The organism is Lentibacillus sp. CBA3610, assembly GCF_013373365.1.
In the GTDB taxonomy this organism is placed as follows: domain Bacteria; phylum Bacillota; class Bacilli; order Bacillales; family Amphibacillaceae; genus Lentibacillus.
This window is the reverse complement of sequence record NZ_CP035925.1, coordinates 3,934,234-3,957,130: the sequence shown is the minus strand read 5'-3', so window position 1 is coordinate 3,957,130 and position 22,897 is coordinate 3,934,234. Positions and strand designations below refer to the sequence as shown.

General features: G+C 46.5%; 24 protein-coding genes and 3 riboswitches. Of the genes, 5 read left to right on the top strand and 19 right to left on the bottom strand.

Features of this window, described 5'->3' with window-relative positions; genetic code table 11:
• Window positions 1-384: 384 nt before the first annotated feature.
• Window positions 385-1,383 carry an ABC transporter substrate-binding protein gene (locus tag Len3610_RS19820; protein WP_176449430.1) on the bottom strand — a complete coding sequence of 333 codons (999 nt, stop codon included), beginning with the start codon at window positions 1,381-1,383 and terminating at the stop codon, window positions 385-387.
• A 241-nt stretch (window positions 1,384-1,624) separates the two neighbouring features.
• Here Len3610_RS19820 and Len3610_RS19815 point away from each other — a divergent pair, with 241 nt between their 5' ends.
• Window positions 1,625-2,671, top strand: a complete 1,047-nt coding sequence (locus Len3610_RS19815) for an NAD(P)/FAD-dependent oxidoreductase (protein ID WP_176449429.1) — start codon at window positions 1,625-1,627, stop codon at window positions 2,669-2,671.
• Between the two features lie 75 nt (window positions 2,672-2,746).
• Here Len3610_RS19815 and purD read toward each other — a convergent pair whose 3' ends face one another.
• Entirely contained in the window at window positions 2,747-3,997 is a 1,251-nt protein-coding gene (purD, locus tag Len3610_RS19810) for a phosphoribosylamine--glycine ligase (RefSeq protein ID WP_176449428.1), read from the bottom strand.
• Window positions 3,998-4,015: 18 nt separating this feature from the next.
• On the bottom strand, window positions 4,016-5,539 hold the full coding sequence (gene purH, locus Len3610_RS19805) for a bifunctional phosphoribosylaminoimidazolecarboxamide formyltransferase/IMP cyclohydrolase (protein WP_176449427.1): 1,524 nt from the start codon (window positions 5,537-5,539) through the stop codon (window positions 4,016-4,018).
• A gap of 51 nt (window positions 5,540-5,590) precedes the next feature.
• Here purH and Len3610_RS19800 point away from each other — a divergent pair, with 51 nt between their 5' ends.
• A complete protein-coding gene (locus Len3610_RS19800; RefSeq protein ID WP_176449426.1) occupies window positions 5,591-5,764 on the top strand; it encodes a hypothetical protein in 174 nt (57 codons plus the stop codon).
• Here Len3610_RS19800 and purN read toward each other — a convergent pair.
• The 10 genes from purN to purE all read right to left on the bottom strand — a co-directional run bounded on the left by purN (window position 5,754) and on the right by purE (window position 15,594).
• On the bottom strand, window positions 5,754-6,326 hold the full coding sequence (purN, locus tag Len3610_RS19795) for a phosphoribosylglycinamide formyltransferase (RefSeq protein ID WP_176449425.1): 573 nt from the start codon (window positions 6,324-6,326) through the stop codon (window positions 5,754-5,756). The two genes, Len3610_RS19800 and purN, sit on opposite strands and share 11 nt — an antisense overlap.
• Complete coding sequence (gene purM, locus Len3610_RS19790; protein WP_176449424.1) at window positions 6,323-7,342, bottom strand: phosphoribosylformylglycinamidine cyclo-ligase; 1,020 nt, start codon at window positions 7,340-7,342, stop codon at window positions 6,323-6,325. Before purM ends, purN begins: the two co-directional genes overlap by 4 nt.
• Window positions 7,343-7,452: 110 nt before the next feature.
• A complete protein-coding gene (gene purF, locus Len3610_RS19785; protein ID WP_176449423.1) occupies window positions 7,453-8,859 on the bottom strand; it encodes an amidophosphoribosyltransferase in 1,407 nt (468 codons plus the stop codon).
• The gene (gene purL / locus Len3610_RS19780; RefSeq protein ID WP_176449422.1) at window positions 8,844-11,063 is read right to left on the bottom strand and encodes a phosphoribosylformylglycinamidine synthase subunit PurL; all 2,220 of its coding nucleotides are present in this window, start codon (window positions 11,061-11,063) and stop codon (window positions 8,844-8,846) included. The genes purF and purL overlap by 16 nt, the downstream gene beginning before the upstream one ends.
• Window positions 11,047-11,730 carry a phosphoribosylformylglycinamidine synthase subunit PurQ gene (gene purQ / locus Len3610_RS19775; RefSeq protein ID WP_176449421.1) on the bottom strand — a complete coding sequence of 228 codons (684 nt, stop codon included), beginning with the start codon at window positions 11,728-11,730 and terminating at the stop codon, window positions 11,047-11,049. The genes purL and purQ overlap by 17 nt, the downstream gene beginning before the upstream one ends.
• Window positions 11,727-11,978 carry a phosphoribosylformylglycinamidine synthase subunit PurS gene (purS, locus tag Len3610_RS19770; RefSeq protein ID WP_176449420.1) on the bottom strand — a complete coding sequence of 84 codons (252 nt, stop codon included), beginning with the start codon at window positions 11,976-11,978 and terminating at the stop codon, window positions 11,727-11,729. The genes purQ and purS overlap by 4 nt, the downstream gene beginning before the upstream one ends.
• Entirely contained in the window at window positions 11,975-12,688 is a 714-nt protein-coding gene (gene purC, locus Len3610_RS19765; protein WP_303699854.1) for a phosphoribosylaminoimidazolesuccinocarboxamide synthase, read from the bottom strand. Before purC ends, purS begins: the two co-directional genes overlap by 4 nt.
• Window positions 12,688-13,989: an adenylosuccinate lyase gene (gene purB, locus Len3610_RS19760; protein ID WP_176449419.1), complete on the bottom strand. Its 1,302-nt coding sequence runs from the start codon at window positions 13,987-13,989 to the stop codon at window positions 12,688-12,690. Before purB ends, purC begins: the two co-directional genes overlap by 1 nt.
• Complete coding sequence (gene purK, locus Len3610_RS19755; protein ID WP_176449418.1) at window positions 13,986-15,116, bottom strand: 5-(carboxyamino)imidazole ribonucleotide synthase; 1,131 nt, start codon at window positions 15,114-15,116, stop codon at window positions 13,986-13,988. The genes purB and purK overlap by 4 nt, the downstream gene beginning before the upstream one ends.
• Complete coding sequence (gene purE / locus Len3610_RS19750) at window positions 15,103-15,594, bottom strand: 5-(carboxyamino)imidazole ribonucleotide mutase (protein WP_176449417.1); 492 nt, start codon at window positions 15,592-15,594, stop codon at window positions 15,103-15,105. The genes purK and purE overlap by 14 nt, the downstream gene beginning before the upstream one ends.
• Before the next feature lie 181 nt (window positions 15,595-15,775).
• A riboswitch (purine riboswitch) is annotated at window positions 15,776-15,875 on the bottom strand.
• 132 nt (window positions 15,876-16,007) lie between these two features.
• Here purE and Len3610_RS19745 point away from each other — a divergent pair.
• Window positions 16,008-16,193, top strand: a complete 186-nt coding sequence (locus Len3610_RS19745; RefSeq protein ID WP_176449416.1) for a hypothetical protein — start codon at window positions 16,008-16,010, stop codon at window positions 16,191-16,193.
• A 61-nt stretch (window positions 16,194-16,254) separates the two neighbouring features.
• On the opposite strand, the gene Len3610_RS19740 is transcribed toward Len3610_RS19745, so the two are convergent.
• Entirely contained in the window at window positions 16,255-16,878 is a 624-nt protein-coding gene (locus Len3610_RS19740; RefSeq protein WP_176449415.1) for a DUF2179 domain-containing protein, read from the bottom strand.
• A gap of 116 nt (window positions 16,879-16,994) precedes the next feature.
• Here Len3610_RS19740 and Len3610_RS19735 point away from each other — a divergent pair, with 116 nt between their 5' ends.
• The gene (locus Len3610_RS19735; RefSeq protein WP_176449414.1) at window positions 16,995-17,423 is read left to right on the top strand and encodes an Hsp20/alpha crystallin family protein; all 429 of its coding nucleotides are present in this window, start codon (window positions 16,995-16,997) and stop codon (window positions 17,421-17,423) included.
• On the opposite strand, the gene Len3610_RS19730 is transcribed toward Len3610_RS19735, so the two are convergent.
• Window positions 17,420-18,136, bottom strand: a complete 717-nt coding sequence (locus Len3610_RS19730; RefSeq protein ID WP_176449413.1) for an MOSC domain-containing protein — start codon at window positions 18,134-18,136, stop codon at window positions 17,420-17,422. The genes Len3610_RS19735 and Len3610_RS19730 overlap by 4 nt on opposite strands.
• A 198-nt stretch (window positions 18,137-18,334) precedes the next feature.
• Between Len3610_RS19730 and msrA the strand changes: the two genes are divergently transcribed.
• Window positions 18,335-18,871 (top strand): peptide-methionine (S)-S-oxide reductase MsrA, encoded by a 537-nt coding sequence (gene msrA / locus Len3610_RS19725; protein WP_176449412.1) that lies wholly within the window; start codon window positions 18,335-18,337, stop codon window positions 18,869-18,871.
• 15 nt (window positions 18,872-18,886) lie between these two features.
• Here the strand turns inward: msrA and Len3610_RS19720 are convergent, their stop codons facing one another.
• The 4 genes from Len3610_RS19720 to Len3610_RS19705 all read right to left on the bottom strand — a co-directional run bounded on the left by Len3610_RS19720 (window position 18,887) and on the right by Len3610_RS19705 (window position 22,710).
• Window positions 18,887-19,063 (bottom strand): hypothetical protein, encoded by a 177-nt coding sequence (locus Len3610_RS19720; protein ID WP_176449411.1) that lies wholly within the window; start codon window positions 19,061-19,063, stop codon window positions 18,887-18,889.
• A 96-nt stretch (window positions 19,064-19,159) separates the two neighbouring features.
• A complete protein-coding gene (locus Len3610_RS19715) occupies window positions 19,160-20,494 on the bottom strand; it encodes an NCS2 family permease (protein ID WP_176449410.1) in 1,335 nt (444 codons plus the stop codon).
• 242 nt (window positions 20,495-20,736) lie between these two features.
• A riboswitch (purine riboswitch) is annotated at window positions 20,737-20,838 on the bottom strand.
• 73 nt (window positions 20,839-20,911) lie between these two features.
• Complete coding sequence (gene guaA, locus Len3610_RS19710) at window positions 20,912-22,447, bottom strand: glutamine-hydrolyzing GMP synthase (protein WP_176449409.1); 1,536 nt, start codon at window positions 22,445-22,447, stop codon at window positions 20,912-20,914.
• 86 nt (window positions 22,448-22,533) lie between these two features.
• A complete protein-coding gene (locus tag Len3610_RS19705; protein ID WP_176449408.1) occupies window positions 22,534-22,710 on the bottom strand; it encodes a hypothetical protein in 177 nt (58 codons plus the stop codon).
• 77 nt (window positions 22,711-22,787) lie between these two features.
• Window positions 22,788-22,889: riboswitch (purine riboswitch) on the bottom strand.
• Window positions 22,890-22,897 lie beyond the last annotated feature (8 nt).

Sequence of the window (22,897 nt, the reverse complement as noted above, 5' to 3'; positions counted from 1 at the left end):
CACATGAGGAGTTTGATTACACAAAAATAAATATAATTATAAACACAAAACAGCGGAGGAAATACGCGGAGACTCCTGCGGGAAAAGTGGCCAAAGTGAGACCCCACAGGGACGAGCGATACATCCACCGAGTACGCTACGAGTTGAGAGGAGTGCTGCTTCACCGAATACACTTGCAACACGACGAGCACACCGAATGCCCGAGGAGGCTCACCAGCCGCCCGCGGAAAGCGGAGTGTATTTCCGGAGCGGTGTCACTACTCTCAACCATTATCTCTTTACATCAATGTTTATGGGTTTTGTGGCAAATACAACAATATTTGAGAAAACACCCTTTAGAAAAACTTAAAAAAAGAGAGGAAAAGTTAATTCCTCCCTGGTAAATCACGCATCATTCAGCATAGTATCAACGATTTGCTCAGCCAGTGCTTTTGCGGATGATACACCGCCGATTACCGGGGTGTCACCAGGCAGGAAATGGGTATTCCCTTCCTGAACAAAGCTCAGATTTTCCCAGACTGCGTTTCCTTGAAGCTGACCTTCAAAAATATTATCATCTTCCTGAACTATCGCAAGGAATTGCAGATCTTCTTCCTCGAAATTTTGCAAGGTTTCAACACCGACTTCAGTGAACCCGTACGGCTCGATTTCATCCGGTTGATAGGCATTCTCAAAGCCGAGTTCCTCCATAACTGCTGCCGGATAAGAGGTATCTGTATAAAGCCGCAGCACCGGTGAATTTTGAGAAGAAAAAGCCATCGTTGCTATATATTTCGTACCTTCCAGACCCGCATCAGCCAACCGTTGTCTTTGCTCTTCGTAAAAATCATTCAAATCTTCCATAGATTGCACAGCTTCCTGCTCCTTATCGGTGATTTCAGCTATGGTCTCAAATTCATTCATCAATTCGCCATACAAGTCGACTGACCCTTCTTCGCTGTACGGCGCAAACATCACGACCGGTGCTATATCCTCCAGTCGGTCTATTATCTGCTCATGACGGAATTGGGCCGCAATAATCAAATCAGGATCCATTCGTGAAATGGCTTCCAGATTCGGCTCTTGACGGGTTCCAACGTCTTCAACACTATCTGCCAGTTCTTCCTCAATATTCATCCAGGAGTTAAAGCCGTCTATATTTGGTACACCTGCAGGCTGGATGCCAAGGGAAAGCAGCTGCTCAGCGTTATACCACTCCAGGGCAACAATATCTTCAGGGACTCCCTCGATTGTTTTTTCACCTGTCGCATCTTCTATGGTAACCGTACGTCCTGAATTGCTTTCACTGTCTTCATTACCTGTTTCGGTTTCACTGTCGTCTGAGCCGCATGCCGCTAATACCATCAGTACAAAAACACTAAGTATCATCAACCATTTCCGCATATCATTCACTCCCTGCCGAAACGATATGTTCTCAAAAAGAATCTAACACCTATTTTTAACATATCGTATGTACTATTATAACCCTATCCCTAACACTCAACTGAGAATGATTCTCATTATTGAAAGCAACTAAACTTTATCGTGTATCCAAATGAATGTCAACCTTTTCATTTGAGATGAAATCGTGTATAATCTAATGAGAATGATAATCAGTTACTGGAATCCTGAGGAGTGAGCAGACTTGACCAAAGGCGAACTGTTTGATGTGACAATTATTGGCGGCGGGCCTGCCGGGCTTTTTTCAGCCTTTTACAGCGGACTTCGGGAAATGAAAACAAAAATTATTGAATATCAGCCTCATTTAGGCGGTAAAGTTCATGTTTATCCTGAAAAAATGATCTGGGATATTGGCGGAGTGCCGCCGATTTCAGGGGCTAAATATATTGATCGGGCGGTTGAGCAGGGACTGACGTTTAATCCTGATGTTGTACTGAACGAAAAAGTAGCATCCATCACCCGCAATGAATCGGGCATTTATGAGCTGCATGGTGATTCAGGGATTCATTATTCCAAAGCCGTCATTGTGGCAGTGGGCAGTGGCATCTTAAATCCCAAAAAATTGGATATAGCAGGTGCAGAAAGATTTGAAGAATCCAATCTGCATTATTCCGTTGAATCTTTGAAGCATTTCAAGGGCAAGACCGTTATGATTTCCGGCGGTGGAAGTTCGGCAACAGACTGGGCAAACGAGCTGGAGTCAATTGCTGAACGCGTGTTTATTTCCTGCCGAAAAAATAATTTTGACTGTCACGAATCGCTGGCAACCCGGCTTAAAAACAGCTCGGTCGTCTGCTTCTTCCATACAACGATTACCGATCTTGTCGCCGGGGAGAGCGGTGATACCATTAAAGAAGTTGAACTGAGTAACCATGAAACAGGAGCCGTCAACTATTTGCCTGTTGATAATGTAATTGTCAATCATGGCTATGAGCGTGATACAGCATTACTTGAAAATAGCGACCTGGACATTGCCATAGCAGATAATTATTTTATTTCGGGAAGTGCCAACAGTGAATCCTCACTGGATGGATTATATGCTGCAGGTGATATTCTGATGCATGAAGGTAAATTGAACCTGATAGCTGGTGCCTTCCAGGACGCTGCCAATGCCGTCAACCAGGCAAAGCAGTTCATCCAGCCTGATGCTGAAAAGGCTGCAATGGTCTCCTCACATAATGACGTATTTAAAAAACGTAATGAAGAATTGAAAAAACAGATGATTGAGTAAATAGCCGTACAAAACCCACATTCTTCAGGACAGAATGCGGGTTTTGTAATGGAACGGGCGTGATATCCGTACTATTCAATCACATTTCCCGATATCTTTTCGATAAAAAAATTCCTCTGAGTGTACATTTTGTTTCAGCCATTTATATGCGTATTCAGCAGCATCTTCCACCTCGGCTGCCTTTGCTCCCGCAAGCAGCACTCTTCCGCCGTCAGAAACAATCCCATCACGTGTTTTCCGTGTTCCGGCATGGGCGACAAAAGAATGGGCATCCATATCCATTTCGGGTAACTTAACACCTTTTTTATAACTTCCCGGATACCCTTTTGAAGCGAGTACTACACCAGCACAGCTTTGTTCTTCCCATTGCAGGGATGGGTCTTTTCCACCAAGAACATCGAGAAAGACCTGAAGCAGATCGTTTTTTAAAAGCGGCAGGACAACCTGCGTTTCCGGGTCGCCAAATCGGGCATTGAACTCGATTACTTTTGGCCCATTATCCGTCATGATCAATCCTGCATACAAAATCCCGGTAAACGATTGTCCCGCGGCAGCCATTGCATCAGCGGCTTTTTGCAGAACGTTTTCACTTGAAAATGCCAGCGTTTTCGGGGAAATATCCCTGGCCGGCGCGTATGCCCCCATCCCACCGGTATTCGGACCCTTATCCTGATCAAAGGCACGTTTATGATCACGAGCCGGTATCATCGGGAATACGTTCGTCCCATGAACAAACGCCATCAGTGAAAACTCTTCACCCATCAGGCATTCTTCAATGACGATAGACTTGCCCGCTTTGGATAAAGCATTATTAACAAGCATGTCATCAACAGCCCCCATTGCTTCCTGAACTGTCTCTGCAACAATCACACCTTTGCCCGCAGCAAGTCCATCAGCTTTGACAACAATCGGGGCACCCTGTTGTTCGATATAGGATTTGGCTTCACCGGCATCTGTAAAAGTGGCATATGAAGCCGTGGGAATACTGTTCTCTTCCATAAAAGCTTTCGCATACCGCTTACTGCCCTCGATTAAAGCCGAATCCTTTTCCGGGGCAAAAATAACAAGCCCTGCTTCATGAAATTCATCGGCAATCCCGGCAAGAAGCGGGTTTTCCGGACCAACAATCGTCAAGTCTATTTGCTTTTTTACCGCAAATTCCAGCAGTCCACCGATGTCCAGTTCATCAATGTCCACACACTCTGCAGCCTCGCTGATCCCGGCGTTTCCCGGTGCTGCATAAATCGTATCAACCTTATCACTTTCAGCCAGTTTCATGATCATGCTATGCTCACGACCGCCGCGCCCGATGACGAATAGATTCATAGGAAAACCCCTTCCAGTCTAGTGTTTGAAATGTCGTGTGCCTGTATAAACCATGGCAATGTCATATTGATTGCACATATCAATCGCGTCCTGATCACGTTTGGACCCGCCAGGCTGAATAATCGCTGTAATCCCTGCTCTCGCTGCTTCCTCCACCGTATCAGGCATCGGGAAAAATGCATCCGATGCAAGGGCTGCCCCTTTTGCTTTATCCCCCGCCTGTTCCAGCGCTATTTTTGCCGCGCCAACACGGTTCATCTGTCCTGCGCCGACACCAAGAGTCTGCATGTCGCTTGCGAGTACAATGGCATTCGATTTAACATGTTTGACCGCTTTCCAGGCAAATAATAAATCATCCAGCTCGGCCTCAGTTGGTTTCTTTTCAGTCGGGTATGTCAGATCATTGCGGCTGATTTCCTTGTTGTCATTGTCTTGGACAAGTACGCCGCCGTTGATGCTTGTTAATTTGTGAGCGTTAATTTTGGCTCCATCCATATTCAATTCAAGCAGCCGGATATTTTTCTTTTTCGTTAAAATCGTGAAAGCTTCAGCGGTAAATCCCGGCGCAATGATGATTTCCAGAAAAATACCGCTTAATTGTTCAGCTGTGTCTGCATCGATTGTCCGATTACAGGCAACAATTCCGCCGAAAATCGAAATCGGATCGGCATCATAGACTCGCGAAAATGCTTTGTTCAAATCTTCAGCCATTCCGATGCCGCATGGGTTCATATGCTTCACAGCCACGGCTGCCGGTCTGTCATATTCCGCAATGATACCGAGTGCCGCATTCACGTCCTGAATATTGTTGTAGGATAATGCCTTGCCATGAAGCTGCCTGGCGGATGCAAGACTCATCGGTGATTCAATTGGTGTTTTGTAAAATGCCGCTTTCTGATGCGGATTTTCACCGTATCTTAATGTCTGGACCTTTTCATATGTAATGGTGTAGTTTTCAGGAAATGCTTCATCAGTAAAATAGCCGGCAATCAGCGTATCGTATTGTGCTGTATGGCGGAAAACCTTTGCAGCTAATTTTTTGCGTATGGTCATATCAAGCGCATCATGTTGGATGGCTTCAAGAACATCATGATAATCGTCCGGATCAACAACCGGCATCACGTCACGGAAACTTTTTGCAGCTGCCCTTAGCATTGCGGGCCCGCCGATATCAATGTTTTCAATGATATCTTCTTCAGTGGCATCCGTTTGATCAAACGTTTGTTTAAATGGGTAAAGGTTCACAACAACAACATCAATCGGGTTAATATCTCGATCTGAAAGCTGCTGGTTATGATCATCATTATCCCGTTTGGCCAGCAATCCTGCATGAATCACCGGGTGAAGCGTTTTGACACGTCCTTCGAGCATCTCGGGAAAACCCGTTACGTCTTCCACAGCCGTTGCCTCAATGCCTGCTTCCTGAATTGTACGCAAAGTGCCGCCGGTAGAAATGATGTCATAGCCTTGTTCAGCCAGTCCTTTGGCAAAATCAGTAATGCCCGTTTTGTCGGAAACACTTATTAATGCCTGCTTTTTCATGGAAAAACTCCTTGTTAAAGATTTTGTAGTGGTTCGTCTTATAAGTTAAGTTTGAGTAGATCTCAACGAGTTATTGCTGTTGCCGCAATAGTTTGGCCGCTTCTCGCGCGATTTGATGCTGGTGTCGCGCGATTTGATGCTGATGTCGCACGATTTGATGCTGATGTCGCACGATTTGATGCTGGTGTCGCACGATTTATGCACTGTCGTAAACTCAGTGCATAAATCGACTCATTATTTGCCGGATCACTCGCGGATAAAGCTTGTGCTCAACTTGCTGAATCCGTTCTGTCAGCTGTTCCTTCGTGTCATTTGGATAAACCGGGACTTCCTCTTGCGCGATAATCGGACCAGTGTCGATACCATCGTCGATATAATGAACGGTCACGCCCGTCTGGTCGACTGCGGATTCATATGCCTGGCCAATAGCGTCCAAACCAGGGAATTCGGGTAATAATGACGGATGGATGTTAATGATCCGCTCAGGAAACTCACTCAAAAGCGTCGGACCGACAATCCGCATATAACCGGCCAAAAAGAGCCACGTCACACCCGCTTCACGCAATTTTTCCAGCAGGACGCGCTCATAATCCGTTTTCGAACCATATTCTTTCGCGTTAAAAATAAACGCCTGTACCCCAAATTTTTCCGTTTTTTCAATGACGGCAGCACCTGGTTTATCGCAAATAAGCAGCACAACATCACATAACAGATCATCTGCCTCCATGATAGCCTGAAAATTACTGCCGGCTCCAGATGCGAATACGGCCGCCCGTGCCTTTGTCATGACGTTATATGCACTCCTTCTTTTGAAACAATTTTGCCAATGACTGATGCTGTTTCGCCTTGTTCTCTGAGAATCCCCAGCACAACTTCGGCATCATCCTGTGCGACAACAAGTGCCATACCGATTCCCATATTAAAAATACCGTACATCTCCTCATCAGCCATATCTCCGAGCCGCTGCAAAAATGGAAATATTGAAGGGCGCTCCCAGCTTGTTGAATCAATCTCCACGCCAAGTCCGGCAGGCATCATGCGGGGCAAGTTTTCATAAAACCCTCCGCCGGTTATATGCGATACGCCTTTAACAGGTACTTCATCAAAAAGCATACCAACTGATTTGGCATAAATTCTGGTGGGGGTTAACAGAACGTCACCGAGCTTTCCATCCAGGCCGTCATACGTTTTTTCCAAATCCAAATCCTGCATCAGCTTGCGCACAAGTGAATACCCGTTGGAATGAATGCCGCTTGAGGCCAGACCAATTACTGCATCGCCGGCTGAAATATTTTCACCCGTTACTAACCGGGATTTTTCCGCAATTCCGACGATGAAACCGGCTAAGTCATAATCTGTATCATCGTACATGCCGGGCATTTCCGCTGTTTCACCGCCAATCAGCGCTGCTCCTGCATCCTTGCAGCCGTCAGCGATGCCTGCCACGATTTGCTCAATGATTGCTGGTTCATTTTTGCCGCATGCAATATAATCGAGAAAAAACAGCGGCTTTGCACCCTGGGCGACAATATCATTGACACACATCGCAACCAGGTCAATGCCGACAGTATCATGCTTCGCCAAATCAATCGCCAGCTTCAGCTTTGTGCCGACACCATCTGTGCCTGAAACCAGAACAGGCTCTTGATAGGTTTGTGACGACAGATCAAACAACCCGCCGAACCCGCCAATATCATCCAGTACTTCTTTGCGGCCAGTTCTTTCAATATGCTTTTTCATGCGCTCTACCGCATCATACCCTTTTTCAACGTCGACGCCGGCCGACTTGTATATGTTTTCCATTGTTTGCCCCACCTCTTTTTCCTGCATGTAACTGATAGCCGTCCATAAATCAGAGTGCCACCAACTAGAACCAAAAAACAGTTTTACATAAGATAGATGCCCGTTTCTGTTCAGCCTCTATAAACCGCTTCCTGTTCTCCGTTTTCCTTCACTGGATAGTTTCCCGTCATACAAGCCATGCAAATACCCTGATGAATCGTTTTATCTTTGACGATTGCTTTCGTCAGCCCTGCTTCTGATAAATACGCCACACTGTCTGCTCCAATAATCTCACCTATTTCATCAACTGAATGATTGGCTGCAATCAATTCATCCCGTGTCGACATATCTATCCCGTAGCAGCATGGGTGCTGAATCGACGGTGAGGCGATCCGGACATGGACTTCCGCCGCACCTGCCTTTTTCAGCATATGGACAATCCGTTTACTGGTTGTGCCACGAACAATGGAATCATCAATCATGACAATCCTTTTTCCGGAAACAATCCCGCGGACCGGGGCAAGCTTCAATTTCACACCCTGTTCACGCAATTCCTGTGACGGCTGGATAAACGTCCGGCCGACATAGCGATTTTTGATGATGCCCATTTCATACGGGAGGCCGCTCGCTTCCGCGTAACCAATGGCTGCTGAAATGCTTGAATCCGGAACACCGATGACCATATCGGCATCAGCCGGCGACGCTTCTGCCAGTTCCTTTCCCATTCGTTTGCGTGATGCATGAACATTCACCTCATTGACATCACTGTCCGGACGTGACAAATACACGTATTCCATCGCACACATTTTCCGCTGGCCTCTTATTGCAAAGCGGATTGATGCAATTCCCTCGTCATTGATTGTCACAAGTTCCCCCGGCAAAACTTCTCGTTCGAACGTTGCGCCGATCTGGTCAAAAGCGCACGTTTCGGATGCTACCACATAGGCATCACCGAGCCTGCCGATTGACAGCGGCCTGATTCCGCTCGGGTCCAGTGCTGCATACATTTTATCCTCGGTCAACATGACAAACGCATATGCACCGGTAATTTTATTGATCGCGTCGGTTATGGATGTTTCATTAATCCCCATGCCACTGCGTTTAATCAAGTGTGCGAGCACTTCTGTATCGGAGGACGTCTGTAAAATACTTCCCTGACCTTCAAGCTCGCCGCTTAGTGTTTCAGCATTCATGATGTTGCCGTTGTGCGCCAGAGCCATGCCTTCTGTCTGTGATTTAAACATCAATGGCTGGACATTCTCGGGAGTGTTTTCGCCTTGAGTGGAATAGCGGACATGGCCGACAGCTGAGGCACCTGAAAGCTTACTGAAATCGGCTTGTTTAAAAACATCGTTAACAAGGCCAAGTCCTTTATGAGCCTTCAGCTGTTCCCCGTCGCTGACCACAACGCCGGCACCTTCCTGACCGCGGTGCTGCATTGAATGAAGGCCGTAATATGTCAGTTCCGCTGCATTTTCATGTCCCCAAATTCCGAAAACGCCACATTCCTCATTAATGCCTTTCATTTCAGCAAGCATGGAATGGCCCCTTTCCATGAGTCTCGCAATATTTGCACATCTTCGTCGATTAAAGCACCATCATTGGCTCTTACAACGAACTGTCCAGTATCAGTAACGCTGCCGATCTGACTGGCATCAGCTACTGCCGCTTCAAATTGTATTTGTAGTTCCGGTTTGACCGAGACGAGGAAACGTGACTGGGATTCACTGAACATTGCAGTCGTCGGATGACCGGAAATTTTCACTTCCAAACCAAGCCCTTTTCCATTAAAAACACTTTCGGCAAGTGCAACACCAAGGCCGCCTTCAGCCAGGTCATGTGCCGACTTGACAAAACCATTCCGGATTGCCGCGAGCAGCTGGTTCTGACGGTCAGCCTCCACCTGCAAATCAATGGCAGGCGCTTTTCCTTCATATCTCCCTTCCACGACATTTTGCAATTCACTGCCGCCGAATTCAGTCTTCGTTTCCCCAATCACATAGATCAGATCTCCCGGCTCCTGAAAAAAGCTCGGTGTCAAATGGTCAAGCGATTCAATCAAGCCGACCATGCCAACGACCGGTGTCGGAAAAATCGACCTGCCGTTTGATTGGTTATAAAGTGAGACATTTCCGCTGACGACCGGTGTTTCCAAGGTATAGGCGGCTTCACTCATGCCTGCAACACTTTGTTTCATCTGCCAGAAAACTTCCGGATTGGTCGGATTCCCAAAGTTCAGTCCATCCGTCAGACCAAGCGGCCGTGCACCTGAAGAGACAATGTTCCGTGCTGCCTCAGCTACAGCAATCTTGCCGCCGGTTTCGGGATCGAGATAAATGTAGCGTGAATTACAATCTGTTGTGATCGCCAGCGCTTTATCCGTTCCCTTAATCCGTATAACAGCCGAATCCGATCCCGGTGCCACCACGGTATTTGTTTGCACCATCGAGTCGTACTGATCATAGACACTTTCCTTGCTGGCGATTGTTGGCTGCTGGAGCAACTGTTTCAGCTTTTCACCATGATCAGCCACATGCGGCACCTTATTTTCCAATTGCTGAAACGCCTTAACGTATGCCGCTTCTTTAGCCGGCATATGATAAACCGGTGCTTCTTCGGCCAAAGCATCGACCGGAATATCGGCAACAATCTCACCATGCTGTTTGAGCAGAAATGATTTTTCCCCGGTAACTTCACCGACAGCCACTGCCTGCAAACCATATTTTTCAAAAACATCAATGATTTCCTGTTCACGCCCCTGTTTCACGACAAGCAGCATCCGCTCCTGTGACTCAGACAGCATCAATTCATAGGCATTCATATTCTTCTCGCGCTGCGGTACGAAATCAAGATTCATGGCAATTCCTGTACCAGCCTTACTTGCCATCTCACTTGCCGATGACGTCAGTCCGGCTGCCCCCATATCCTGCATCCCGACGAGCGCATCAGATTGAATGACTTCCAGGCAGGCTTCAATCAGCAGTTTTTCCATAAACGGATCACCCACCTGGACAGATGGCCGGTCCTCGTCAGATTCATCACTTAAATCATCTGAGGCGAATGTGGCCCCATGGATACCATCACGGCCAGTTGGTGCGCCCGCATAGATAACCGTGTTGCCAGCACCGGAAGCAATGCCTTTTTGAATATCCCCATGGTCAATCAGTCCAACACACATCGCATTAACGAGGGGATTCTCCTCATAGCTGTCATCAAACTGAACCTCACCGCCGACCGTCGGGACACCGACACAGTTTCCATAGCCGGCGATGCCGTGAACGACTTCCTGAAACAGATATTTCGTCCGGCCGGCTGTCAGATTGCCAAACCTTAGTGAGTTCATTAAAGCAATCGGTCGTGCTCCCATTGAAAACACATCGCGAATGATGCCACCGACACCTGTTGCAGCCCCCTGATATGGTTCCACCGCCGATGGATGATTATGGCTTTCCACTTTGAAAACAACCGCTTGCCCGTCACCAATATCAATGACCCCGGCGCCTTCTCCGGGACCCTGTAAAACACGCGGACCATCTGCCGGGAATTTTTTCAGGAGCGGTTTCGATGTTTTGTAACTGCAATGCTCCGACCACATGACCGAAAAGATTCCTGTTTCGGTAAAATTCGGACGCCGCTGCAGAATATTTTTCACCTTCGCATATTCCTCATCACTCAGCCCCATCTCAAGGTAGCGTTTTTCCCGTTCAACACTTTCCGGACTGATCTTATAAGTTAGCGGCATATGCGTTCCTCCAATTTTCGATTAATGACTGAAACAGCCTGAAGCCATCATTACTGCCGAGCAATTTTTCCACGGCGCGTTCCGGGTGAGGCATCATGCCGAGCACATTACCCTGTCTATTTATGATGCCGGCGATATTCGCAGCCGATCCGTTCGGGTTGTTCTCGTATGTGAAAACAATCTGATTATTCCTTTTCAACTCAGACAAGGTCTCATCATCAGCGAAATAATTCCCTTCACCATGGGCAATCGGCAAATGAATAATTTCACCTTTATCATAGCTTGTTGTGAAGCGTGTTTCATGATTGGCAACAGCAAGCGCTTCATGGTGACACATGAATGACAGATGCTTGTTGGGGAGCATTGCCCCGGGCAGCAAACCGGCTTCCAGCAGTATTTGAAATCCATTGCAGACACCCAGTACCGGCTTGCCCGCACCAGCATGTGCTTTGATTTGCTGCATCACACCTGATGCTGATGCGATCGCCCCCGAACGCAGGTAATCACCGTATGAAAACCCGCCCGGCAAAAGAATTGCATCATAGTTTTCGAGATTGCCAGTTTCATACCAGACTAAATCAGCCTCCATCCCGAGAACATCTCCCGCGGCATGGTACATATCACGGTCACAGTTCGAACCGGGGAACACGATGACAGCGAACTTCATGAACGCACAGCCTCCTCCACTTCAAAGTGATAGTCTTCCATAACCGGATTGGCCAATAATTTGTCGCACATTTCGCCGATACGCTGATTAATATCCTCGGAATCTTTCATGAACACCTCAACCAGCTTCCCTGTCTGTACCTCTTCCACTTCAGAAAATCCCAGCGCGCTGAGTGATGTCTGAATGGCTTTGCCCTGCGGATCGAGCACATCCTTTTTCGGCATAATATGAATGGTCACTTTTTTCATGATCTGGCCTCCAGTCGATTCAATAGTTTTTGATAGACTTCCAGCAAATCACCGTTCCCCTCACGGAAAACATCTTTATCCAGGTTTTCATTTGTCGTTATATCCCACAGTCTGCACGTGTCAGGCGAAATTTCATCGGACAATACGATGCATCCGCTTGCCAGCCGGCCGAATTCCAGCTTGAAATCAACCAATTTAAGATTGATTGCTTCGAAAATCTTCCTCAGCTGCTGATTGATTTCCAGTGCTTTCGTTTTGATCTCCTGCAGTTCGGATTTATTGATATCACTCAGAAATAAAGCGTGCTCATCATTGATCAGTGGATCCCCCAGATCATCATCTTTATAAAACAGCTCGACAAGCGGCGGGTTGAACGGCGTATCAGCTCCAATCCCGAGGCGTCGTGTAATGCTGCCCGCAGCCACGTTCCGGACAACAACCTCCAGCGGGATAACCTCCGTCTGGTGGACAAGCTGCTCGTTTTCCGAAAGCTTTTCAACAAAGTGTGTCTGAATGCCTTGTTCATTTAAAACGTTAAAAATATAAGCGGATATTTCATTGTTCAGACGGCCTTTTCCAGTAAAAATCTCCTTTTTCCCGCCATTAAATGCCGTTGCATCATTTTTGTACTCAAGCACGAGATGCCCTGTGTTATCCGTAGCCTGATACACCCGTTTTGCTTTGCCCTCGTATAACAAATCTGCCTTCATTATTCCACCTCAAGTCCGATTCGATTGAATATGGCATCCACATTTTTCAGGTGGTACGTATAATCAAAACAATCGTCAATCTCATCCTGTGTCAGCTTTGCATTAACCTGTTCATCTCCCTCCACCAGCGCTTTAAAATGCGTTCCACTCTCCCATGCCTGCATTGCTTTGGGCTGTACCAGATCATAGGCCTCTTCCCGGCTCATGCCCTTGTCAACAAGTGCGAGCAGGACGCGCTGGGAGAAAATAACGCCATGTGTTTTATCAATGTTCCGTTTCATATTTTCCGGGAATACGGTCAGTTTGCGGACGATACCGGAAAAACGGTTCAGCATGTAGTTCAGTGCAATTGTTGAATCAGGCAAAATAATCCGTTCCGCCGATGAATGGGAGATATCCCGTTCATGCCAGAGTGAGACATTTTCGTACGCTGTCACCATATGCCCCCTAAGAACACGCGCAATGCCGGTCATGTTTTCCGATCCGATCGGGTTGCGTTTGTGCGGCATGGCTGATGAACCTTTTTGCCCTTTTGCAAAAAATTCCTCTACCTCACGTGTCTCCGTTTTTTGCAGGCCGCGGATTTCAGTGGCAAACTTTTCAATCGACGTTGCGATCAGCGACAGGCTGGAGATATAGGCAGCATGACGGTCGCGCTGTAATGTCTGGGTCGATACTGGTGCAGGTGTCAGGCCGAGCTGTTTACACACGTGCTGCTCAACGAACGGGTCGATATTCGCATAAGTGCCGACTGCGCCTGACAGTTTACCAAACTCGATATTGTTTGCCGCGAGTTCAAAGCGTTCCAGATGGCGTTTCATTTCTTCATACCAGAGCGCCATTTTCAACCCGAACGTTGTCGGCTCGGCATGAACGCCATGGGTGCGCCCCATCATAACGGTATGTTTATGTTCAATGGCTTTATTTTTCAGGACATCGATAAAATTGTGCAGATCTTTACGGATAATGTCATTCGCCTGCTTCAGCAAATAGGATTGCGCGGTGTCAACGACATCTGTGGACGTGAGACCGTAATGGACCCATTTGCGCTCATCTCCCAGCGTTTCGGAAACCGCGCGGGTAAAAGCGACCACATCATGGCGTGTTTCCTGCTCGATTTCCTGAATCCGCTCAACGTCAAAAGAAGCGTTCCGGCGAATTTTTTCCACATCTTCAGCCGGAATAGTTCCCAATTCACGCCATGCTTCACATGCGAGAATTTCGACCTCCAGCCATGCATTGTATTTGTTTTCCTCGCTCCAAATCGCGCCCATCTCTTCCCGGGTATAGCGTTCAATCATTGCTTTGCCTCCTCGTATACTGCCAGTTGTTGTTTTGCTTCATCCAATGTATCCGCGATAAAGGTCATATGCCCCATTTTCCGTTTAGGTTTGACTGCTTCTTTGCCGTATAAGTGCAGGAAACCATGCCGCATGTCCGGAAGCACATTCAAGGCCGTTTCCACATCGTTACCAAGAATATTGACCATGACAGCAGGCCGCAAGCGTTCGATTGGCATCAGCGGCAGCCCGCAAATGGCCCGGATGTGCTGCTCAAATTGCGATATTGTGCAAGCCTCAATTGTATAATGCCCGGAGTTATGCGGCCTTGGCGCCATTTCGTTCAGATAAATAGCGTCACCCTTGACGAACATTTCAATCGCAAACGTTCCGGTGATATTCATTTTTCCGGCAAGTTTCCCTGCTGCATCAAGCGCTTTTTGCTGTACCGCGGCACTAATGGACGCAGGGACTGTTGTTTTATATAAAATATGATCCTTATGCTCGTTTTCGGAAATCGGGAAAAACATAATCTCACCTGATTGTCCGCGCGTAAATACAACAGATATTTCCTTATCAAAAGGAATCCATTGTTCGATAATGCATATGTCATGCTGATCGGAAAATTCACATGCCGCTTTGATGTCATCATTCGTGTTTATCTTGAGCTGACCTTTGCCATCGTATCCCCCTCTAATCGTTTTAATCACGGCCGGTAAGGATATATTTTCCAGAGTCCTTTTACACATTTCACTGTCCCTGACAACCTTATTGGCAGGTACAGGCAGATCCGCTTCACGCATTATCGACTTTTCTTTTTCCCGGTTCTGAGTGATTTCCAATGCATATGTACCCTGGGGAAGTTTACCTGTTTGTTCAATATAAGCAGCTGCATTAAGATCAACATTTTCAAATTCATATGTGACCACATCACTGATGTCAGTCAGTTTCTGTATGCCGCCCATATCGTCATAAGCTGCCGTGATCTGGCAATCAGCAACCTGTGCGGCCGGGCAGTTTGGCGTCGGGTCGAGGACCGCCACCTGATAGCCCATATATTTTGCCGCGATAGCCATCATCCGCCCAAGCTGGCCACCGCCGATAATGCCGATGGTTTTCATGGGAAGTATTACCTTATTGGTCTGCAAGTTCATCCCTCATTTCATTCACCGATTGTTTCATGTTTTCACGGTAATCTTCCAATCTATCAGTAACCTCATCGTTGAATGCCCCAATTATCTGAGCAGCGAGAAGTCCGGCGTTTTTTGCACCTGATCTTCCAATTGCCACCGTTGCAGTTGGCACACCGCCGGGCATTTGCACGATTGAAAGTAAAGAATCGAGTCCGTTCAGTGTTTTTGACTGAACCGGCACCCCGATAACCGGCAGTGTCGTCTGTGCTGCGATCATCCCGGGCAAATGCGCCGCTCCGCCTGCCCCCGCGATAATCACATTCAGCCCCTTCTTTCTTGCCTCTTTTGCGTATGTGAACATATCATCAGGTGTCCGGTGCGCGGAAATCACTTCTTTTTCATAAGGGATGTGTAATTCATCCAATGTGCTGCATGTATGTTTCATCGTTTCCCAATCCGAGATGCTGCCCATAATAACGCCAACGCATGCCATCCTATCCCTCTTTCCATGACTGAATATTAAACCCTGTTATTTTTTCATTAAAATAAATAAGTCTATCCGTCTCCTCCATATCTATGAGAGAAGATGATAGACTTAGCCTGACCATATCAGTATTCCCGGCTAAAAACCGACGCCGGAATACATGCAGTGCAATTAAACAGACGTATTTCGATTACGTCCCATCCTCCCTCATAGTCCGGCATTTACGGTGCCGGGTAGAAACTTTCAGGCCATATCCCCGAAAATATATGAGGCAGCGTATTTATTTGGTAGTTAAATCATAGCAGATTTACGTTGACTGGTCAATGAAAATCGAACAATTAAATTACATTTATGTTTAATATTCGGTTTTAATCATTCATTCACACACCTAAATATACTCCATCAGTGATTTGGGGAGTAACATGCCACTGCTAATTAAAAATGTGAAATCTTCCCTGGATAATATTGATGAGCAGGCTGCCAAGGCATTAATCAAAAAATACGGCTTTCAAAAACTGATTGCCGAATTCCCAAATGAAACATGTCACTATCAACCTGAGTATTGGGCAAAAGAAATATTCGAAAATAGCACAATACGCTTAACCTGACCAACAACACCCCATAAAAAGTGAGGTGTTGTTTTTTTTGGATTATAGCATGTCAAGTTCCTTACAATTTTCGGTTGTTCCCTGGTCTCGCTATCGACCTTTGCGTGGCTGACGGTGTCCCGCCCTCGCTCACCTTATTGCGATTATTGAATAACCGGCCTTTCCGCACTTGTTTCACCCAGAAACCGCCATGGATCTGTTTCGGCTCATAGGAGATAATAAATGCTTTCGGATCAATAGCCTTGATCGTCTCATAAAGTGTCAGTTCATATTTTCTCGGGGTCAGAATCTGCATGGCAAGCCGGTCACCTTCCATCCCATAAGCAAACCAGCTTGTTACACCGTAGCCTTTATCCCGCAGCTGCCGGGTAAAGTCAATATTGGGATTGGATGATATGACATTGACGGTTATATAGCCTAATGCCAGTTTTTCTTCAATTTTCGTACCGACGACAACACCGATTCCAAAACCGATTGCATAGGCAAGAATATTCTGGATCTCGTTTAAATTATCCAGTACAAGACCAAGACCCAGGACATACATAATAACTTCAAACATACTGACAAACGCCGCCATATAGCGCCGCCCTTTTAACGTCAGGATCATACGCATGGTGGAAAGGGAGACATAAACAATATTAACGATTAATATAATAGCTACCATCACAAATGCATTACTAAGCAACAAGGGTCCCTCCTGCCGATTCAGCCAATTATCTTCGTAAAACCATGATATTCACCCAACGTACCGCCAATGCATATATTATTAAAGACTATTGCCGGATGGGAGGTGTGATCAGCATGGATCCTTTTCAACAAATGTCTGACTGGCGAAAAAATATGGATCAATTTTTTGGTGATAATTTCTGGAACGAATTTGAAAATATCATAAAACCAACGATTCCACAAATCAATATTTACCAATACGATCATGAGCTGATATGTATTGCCAGTATTCCCGGATTGACCGATCTTAATAAAGTTGATATTTATGTGGATCACGCAACACTTGAACTGAAAGGCGTCATTGACATTGCCTATACAGGGGGTACTGTCGTCAAAGAAGAAATCCTGCAGGGTGTCTTTGAACGAAACATTGCTTTGCCGTACCCCGTCCGACGAGACAAAATAAATGCAACCTATCAGAATGGCTTAGTGGTGATTCATCTGCACAGACTCATATCGGACGAAAACAGCCGCAGTAAAGTGAATGTCCAATTGACGGATTAAGTTTCAGTCTTATTCGGTCCATATACACGTTTCTCGTCTGACGACTGTTTACCTTGCAGGCGCTTATTCAATGTTCTTTTCCAGTTAGGCGCAAGCAGTTCACACGATGCCAGTTGCTCAGCCAGTTGAAGATCGCGTTTTTTCACATACATGACCTCATTACAGGCGGCAATTGTCCATTCAGGATACGGACGTTCCATTAGCTCCATCTCCATGCCCGCCTTGGCATAACCTTCCTGCAGCACACGATAATACCAGCCTGTTCGTCCGCTATTTTGAATCCTTAAGGCTAAATCCATCACCCGAAAGCGGCGAGCAGGCTTCCAGCATGGTCTCCTGGGTTGGGACACCTGGATGATACTGTCGCCGAACCGATATCTATCACCAATGCAAACCGTTGATTCGTCGACATGGGCCATCGCCAGATTTTCTCCAAATGCGCCTGTGCCCATATCCTCAATTTGCTGATCCTCACGCCAATAGGCATAATGTTTCGACGGATAGGCGAAAAGGGCTTTTTCCGGGCCACCATGACTTTTCTTATCGGCTACTTCGTCATCGGTAAACCCCTCGGGCCCAACCCACCGCTTGCCGTCTGCCACGTTTTTGAAAATACCGCTTTCCCACGGACGATCCATCCGGTCTTCAGCATCCGGACTGCCCATACGTTTCACTTTTCCCGTCAGGATTTTATTTACAATTGGTTTAGTCATTGAACACGCCTCCTATTGTTATTGTATCTTTATTGAATGAAAAACAAAAACGACATGAACGTCCCCGGAAATTTTTTGATAAACAGCGGTTAAATTGCTGCGACGTACGCGCAAAATTAACTAAATATTTCTATTACCTTATCCAACTTTAATTATGTTATAGTAAATGAATAACCCACGACAGTTGGAGGAACAAACATGACAGACAAATTGAAAAAAGCCACGTTTGCCGGGGGCTGTTTCTGGTGTATGGTTAAACCGTTCGATCAATGGGACGGAATCCACGGTGTTTTATCAGGCTACACTGGCGGCCATACTGCCAATCCGACTTATGAGGACGTGAAAAGTGGTACAACAGGCCATTATGAAGCGGTCGAAATCACTTATGACCCTGATGTTATGTCATATAAGGAAATTTTGGATATTTACTGGCGGCAAATTGACCCAACGGATGATGGCGGCCAGTTTCATGATCGCGGCGATTCATATCGGACAGCCATTTTTTATCATGATGATGAACAGAAAGAGCTTGCCGAAAAATCCCGGGAATCGATTGCCGAGAGCGGAAAATTCAAGGGTCCGATCGTTACGAAAATTTTGCCGGCACGGGTGTTTTATTCGGCTGAAGCGTACCATCAGGATTACTATAAAAAGAATGAGGAACATTATCGGCAGGACCGGGCGGAATCCGGCCGTGATGAATTTATAGCGAATATATGGGGGGAGCAGGCGTAATAGTCGCTCCTTCTTTTATGTCAGGTCAGCATTGACTGCTCTTCCCTTTTTGCTGATTTTACCGGTCTTCTGCTGATTCATGTTCGATAATTTGTCTCTTCTGCTGATACCCGCGCTGATTGATTCATATGGCGGTGGAACATTATATGCTGTGCTAGGCGCCTCTGCAGCTGCAGGAGCCATATTCCTCACCGTGTACCACACATATATAATCAGAAATCAGGCACACCAACGTTAAAAAGCGGAACCACCAGGATGGTTCCGCTTGGGGATCAACCCCTAGCTCAATTAACTCAAAAAGATAAAATACAGGATAAATATCACAAATAGCCCATACATAACCGGATGAATCTCTTTGATTCGGCCTTTCAGAACCATCGTAATCGGATAGAAGATAAACCCAATGGCGATTCCCGTTGCAATGCTGTACGCCAGAGGCATCGAAACAACCGTCAAAAATGCCGGTACAGCAATTTCAAACTGATCCCAGTCGATATCTTTTAACGAGGAAGACATCATGACACCAACAATGATCAACGCCGGTGCGGTCACTTCACCTGTCACCACGCTCAGCAGCGGCGAGAAAAACAGTGCCAAAAGGAAAAATCCCGCTGTCACAACAGACGCAAACCCGGTACGGCCGCCCGCGCCAACACCTGCTGTCGATTCGATATAAGATGTCGTCGTTGATGTCCCGATAACTGAGCCGGCAACTGTTGCAGCAGAATCGGCAAAAAGTGCTTTGCCAGCGCGCGGCAGTTTATTATTTTTCATGAGCCCTGCCTGATTGGCAACTGCCACAAGAGTTCCGGCGGTGTCAAAGAAATCAACAAATAAAAACGTCAAAATAACAACAAGCATTTCAATCGTAAAGATATCACCAAAGTGGGCAATTGCCTGCCCGAACGTCGGCGCTACACTGGGGACCTCCCCGACGATCCCGCCAATTCCGGACGGCGGATCAATCAACCCAACTAACATACCGGCGACCGCCGTGATAATCATGCCGTAAAAGATACCGCCTTTAATATTCAGGCTTAGTAAAATAACCGAAACCACAATACCAAATACAGCCAGAAGAACCGGTGGTGAGGTTAAATCCCCCAGTGCCACAAGTGTCGCATCATCCCCAACAATAATTCCGGCATTCTGAAAGCCGATAAAGGCAATGTAAAGACCTATTCCGGCGCCGACTGCCAATTTCAGATTGGGCGGAATGGCATCAATGACTTTTTGACGCAGGCCGGTCAATGTCAAAACGATAAAAATGAGTCCGGAAGCCAAAACACCGGCAAGCGCCGTTTCCCATGGGATTCCAAATCCTAATACAACCGTGTAGGAGAAAAATGCATTCAGCCCCATCCCGGGAGCGAGAGCAATCGGATATTTTGCAAGCACCCCCATGATTAGTGTACCGAGGGCAGCTGCAATGGCTGTAGCCGTAAAGACCGCACCCTGATCAATCCGTGTTACACCTTCTGGCAGTTCCTCGACACCAACCAGTGCCAGTGTTGACGGATTGACAAATAAAATATAGGCCATGGCCAGAAATGTTGTCATTCCCGCCATGAATTCACGTCTGTAATTTGTCCCCAATTCTTCAAAGCGAAAGTATTTTTTCAATATTTCTCCTCCCAACTTTTTCAAGGAAATGTGTGTTTAAGAAAAACCAGGCCCAGCCTCGTCTTTCAGAGGTCAGAGGCCGGAAGTCAGATTGGAAGAAATCGACGAACCAGCCGATTTCAAGATTGAAGTCTTCATCTGAAATGTTATACTTTCTGACCTTATTAAAAAACACTCCTGCCGGGGGCAAGAGTGCTATACAAGACAATGCAAGAAAAAGCAATCAGAAGCGCAATACTCAACATGATGACTCAATCCTGCGTAGTCGGACCATTTACGGTGGTCCGGTAGAGACTCTTGGGCCATATTCCCCAAACTATACGCAACTATAAAATTATAGTTTTAGCTTACTACAAAAATTCGATATCGTCAATCTGAAAATCGAACATTTAACACTTTTCATTGGATTAATGTTCGTTATTCCCACTCAATCGTTGCCGGTGGTTTACTGGTGACATCATACACGACCCGGTTGATATGCTCAACATCATTGACAATCCGTGTTGATATTTTTTCCAATACATCCCATGGGATACGCGCCCAATCGGACGTCATGCCATCAACTGATGTGACGGCTCTGATGCCGATTGTATAATCATATGTCCGCGCATCTCCCATCACACCGACACTTCGGATATCAGGCAGTACGGTGAAATATTGCCAGATATCCCGGTCCAAACCGGCAGCTGTAATTTCCTCACGCAGAATAGCATCCGATTCACGAACAATCGCCAGTTTTTCCTCTGTCACTTCCCCGAGGACACGAATCGCAAGCCCCGGCCCCGGGAAAGGCTGCCGCCAGACAATACTTTCCGGCAAACCAAGCTGCAGGCCAAGCTCCCGTACTTCATCTTTAAACAGAGCATTCAGCGGTTCAATCAGTTCAAATTGCATATCTTCCGGAAGCCCGCCGACATTGTGGTGGGACTTGATCGTCTGAGCGGTTTCCGTACCACTCTCGATAACATCCGTATAAAGTGTTCCCTGTGCGAGAAAATCAATATCTTTTAATTTATCGGCTTCATCATCAAAGACATAAATAAATTCATTACCGATGATTTTTCGCTTCTGTTCCGGGTCATCCACTCCTTTTAATTTGGATAAAAACCGGTCAGCCGCATCAATGTTAATGAAATTCATGTCAAAGTCTTCCGCGAATGTCTGTGTGACCTCTTCCGCTTCATTTTTCCTCAGCAAACCATGATCAACGAAAATACATGTCAGCTGTTTTCCAATCGCTTTGTGGATCAGAGCAGCTACAACTGAAGAATCGACGCCGCCACTGAGCGCGCACAATACTTTCCGATCGCCGACTTTCTGCCTTATATTGGCAACTTCCATGTCGATAAAATTTTCAATCGTCCAATCTCCCCGGCACCCGCACACGTCATACACAAAGTTCTTCAACAGCTGCCAGCCATATTCCGAATGACGCACTTCCGGATGAAACTGCACACCATACAATTGATGCTCCTGGCTGCTCATAGCTGCAATGGGTGTTGAAGCGCTTGTCGCATCAATCTGAAAAGAATCCGGCGCTTTCATCACTTTATCCCCATGGCTCATCCAAACCGTTTGCTCATCCGGTGAAGCCCCGAACAAAACAGGGCTTTGATTCAACTCTATGTTCGCCTTGCCATATTCGCAGTTTTCCGTTTTGGCAACCTCACCGCCAAAGTTCAGTGCCATCAGCTGCATACCGTAACAAATGCCCAATACCGGTATACCCAATTTAAAAATCTCCGGGTCGCAGCGAAAACTGTTCTCATCATAAACACTATGCGGACCGCCTGACAGGATGATACCTTTTGGATTCATTTGTCTGAGGGTTTCAGCAGTTACTTGATGGGAACGCAATTCGCTGTAAACACCATGCTCCCTGATACGTCTGGTGATCAGCTGGTTATACTGGCTCCCAAAATCCAATACTAAAATCATTTCATTCTGTTCCATTTATTTCGCTCCTTACCCGTGCTATTTATATTGTGCCAAAGGGCAAAAACATTATAAACTCTGATACGCTGCATATGCCATTCATTTTACAGGTTATTGGACCCGCGCGGAATTTTGCTGTTGTTGCGCAAAATTAGGGCATCGCCGCGCGAAATTTCGATGGTACTGCGCGAAATCGGGCCATCGTCGCGCGAAATTCCGGATTGCTGCACGAAATTGGCCATCGTCGCGCGAAAAGGACGCTCCGCCCGCGCGAAATCCATTAAAATAACCTGAACTCCTGCCCGCATGCAGCAAAAAGCTGTACGAAGGCAGAAATCCAGGTTAAAAATACACGCAACCCATTGAATTCCGCCTTCATAGTCAAGGTATTTACGGTACCCCGGTAGAAACTTTCGAACCCTATTTTCGAGGATATATGAATGGCGTCTATTTATATCATTAATACGA

Coding starts and splice junctions, on each gene's coding strand:
- Len3610_RS19820 (WP_176449430.1), bottom strand. CDS start 1,383: ATGCGGAAATGGTTGATGATACTTAGTGTTTTTGTACTGATGGTATTA.
- purD (WP_176449428.1), bottom strand. CDS start 3,997: ATGAATCTATTCGTCATCGGGCGCGGCGGTCGTGAGCATAGCATGATC.
- purH (WP_176449427.1), bottom strand. CDS start 5,539: ATGAAAAAGCAGGCATTAATAAGTGTTTCCGACAAAACGGGCATTACT.
- purN (WP_176449425.1), bottom strand. CDS start 6,326: ATGACAAAGGCACGGGCGGCCGTATTCGCATCTGGAGCCGGCAGTAAT.
- purM (WP_176449424.1), bottom strand. CDS start 7,342: ATGGAAAACATATACAAGTCGGCCGGCGTCGACGTTGAAAAAGGGTAT.
- purF (WP_176449423.1), bottom strand. CDS start 8,859: ATGCTTGCTGAAATGAAAGGCATTAATGAGGAATGTGGCGTTTTCGGA.
- purL (WP_176449422.1), bottom strand. CDS start 11,063: ATGCCGCTAACTTATAAGATCAGTCCGGAAAGTGTTGAACGGGAAAAA.
- purQ (WP_176449421.1), bottom strand. CDS start 11,730: ATGAAGTTCGCTGTCATCGTGTTCCCCGGTTCGAACTGTGACCGTGAT.
- purS (WP_176449420.1), bottom strand. CDS start 11,978: ATGAAAAAAGTGACCATTCATATTATGCCGAAAAAGGATGTGCTCGAT.
- purC (WP_303699854.1), bottom strand. CDS start 12,688: ATGAAGGCAGATTTGTTATACGAGGGCAAAGCAAAACGGGTGTATCAG.
- purB (WP_176449419.1), bottom strand. CDS start 13,989: ATGATTGAACGCTATACCCGGGAAGAGATGGGCGCGATTTGGAGCGAG.
- purE (WP_176449417.1), bottom strand. CDS start 15,594: ATGGCATGCGTTGGCGTTATTATGGGCAGCATCTCGGATTGGGAAACG.
- Len3610_RS19745 (WP_176449416.1), top strand. CDS start 16,008: ATGCCACTGCTAATTAAAAATGTGAAATCTTCCCTGGATAATATTGAT.
- Len3610_RS19735 (WP_176449414.1), top strand. CDS start 16,995: ATGGATCCTTTTCAACAAATGTCTGACTGGCGAAAAAATATGGATCAA.
- Len3610_RS19730 (WP_176449413.1), bottom strand. CDS start 18,136: ATGACTAAACCAATTGTAAATAAAATCCTGACGGGAAAAGTGAAACGT.
- msrA (WP_176449412.1), top strand. CDS start 18,335: ATGACAGACAAATTGAAAAAAGCCACGTTTGCCGGGGGCTGTTTCTGG.
- guaA (WP_176449409.1), bottom strand. CDS start 22,447: ATGGAACAGAATGAAATGATTTTAGTATTGGATTTTGGGAGCCAGTAT.
- Len3610_RS19705 (WP_176449408.1), bottom strand. CDS start 22,710: ATGGATTTCGCGCGGGCGGAGCGTCCTTTTCGCGCGACGATGGCCAAT.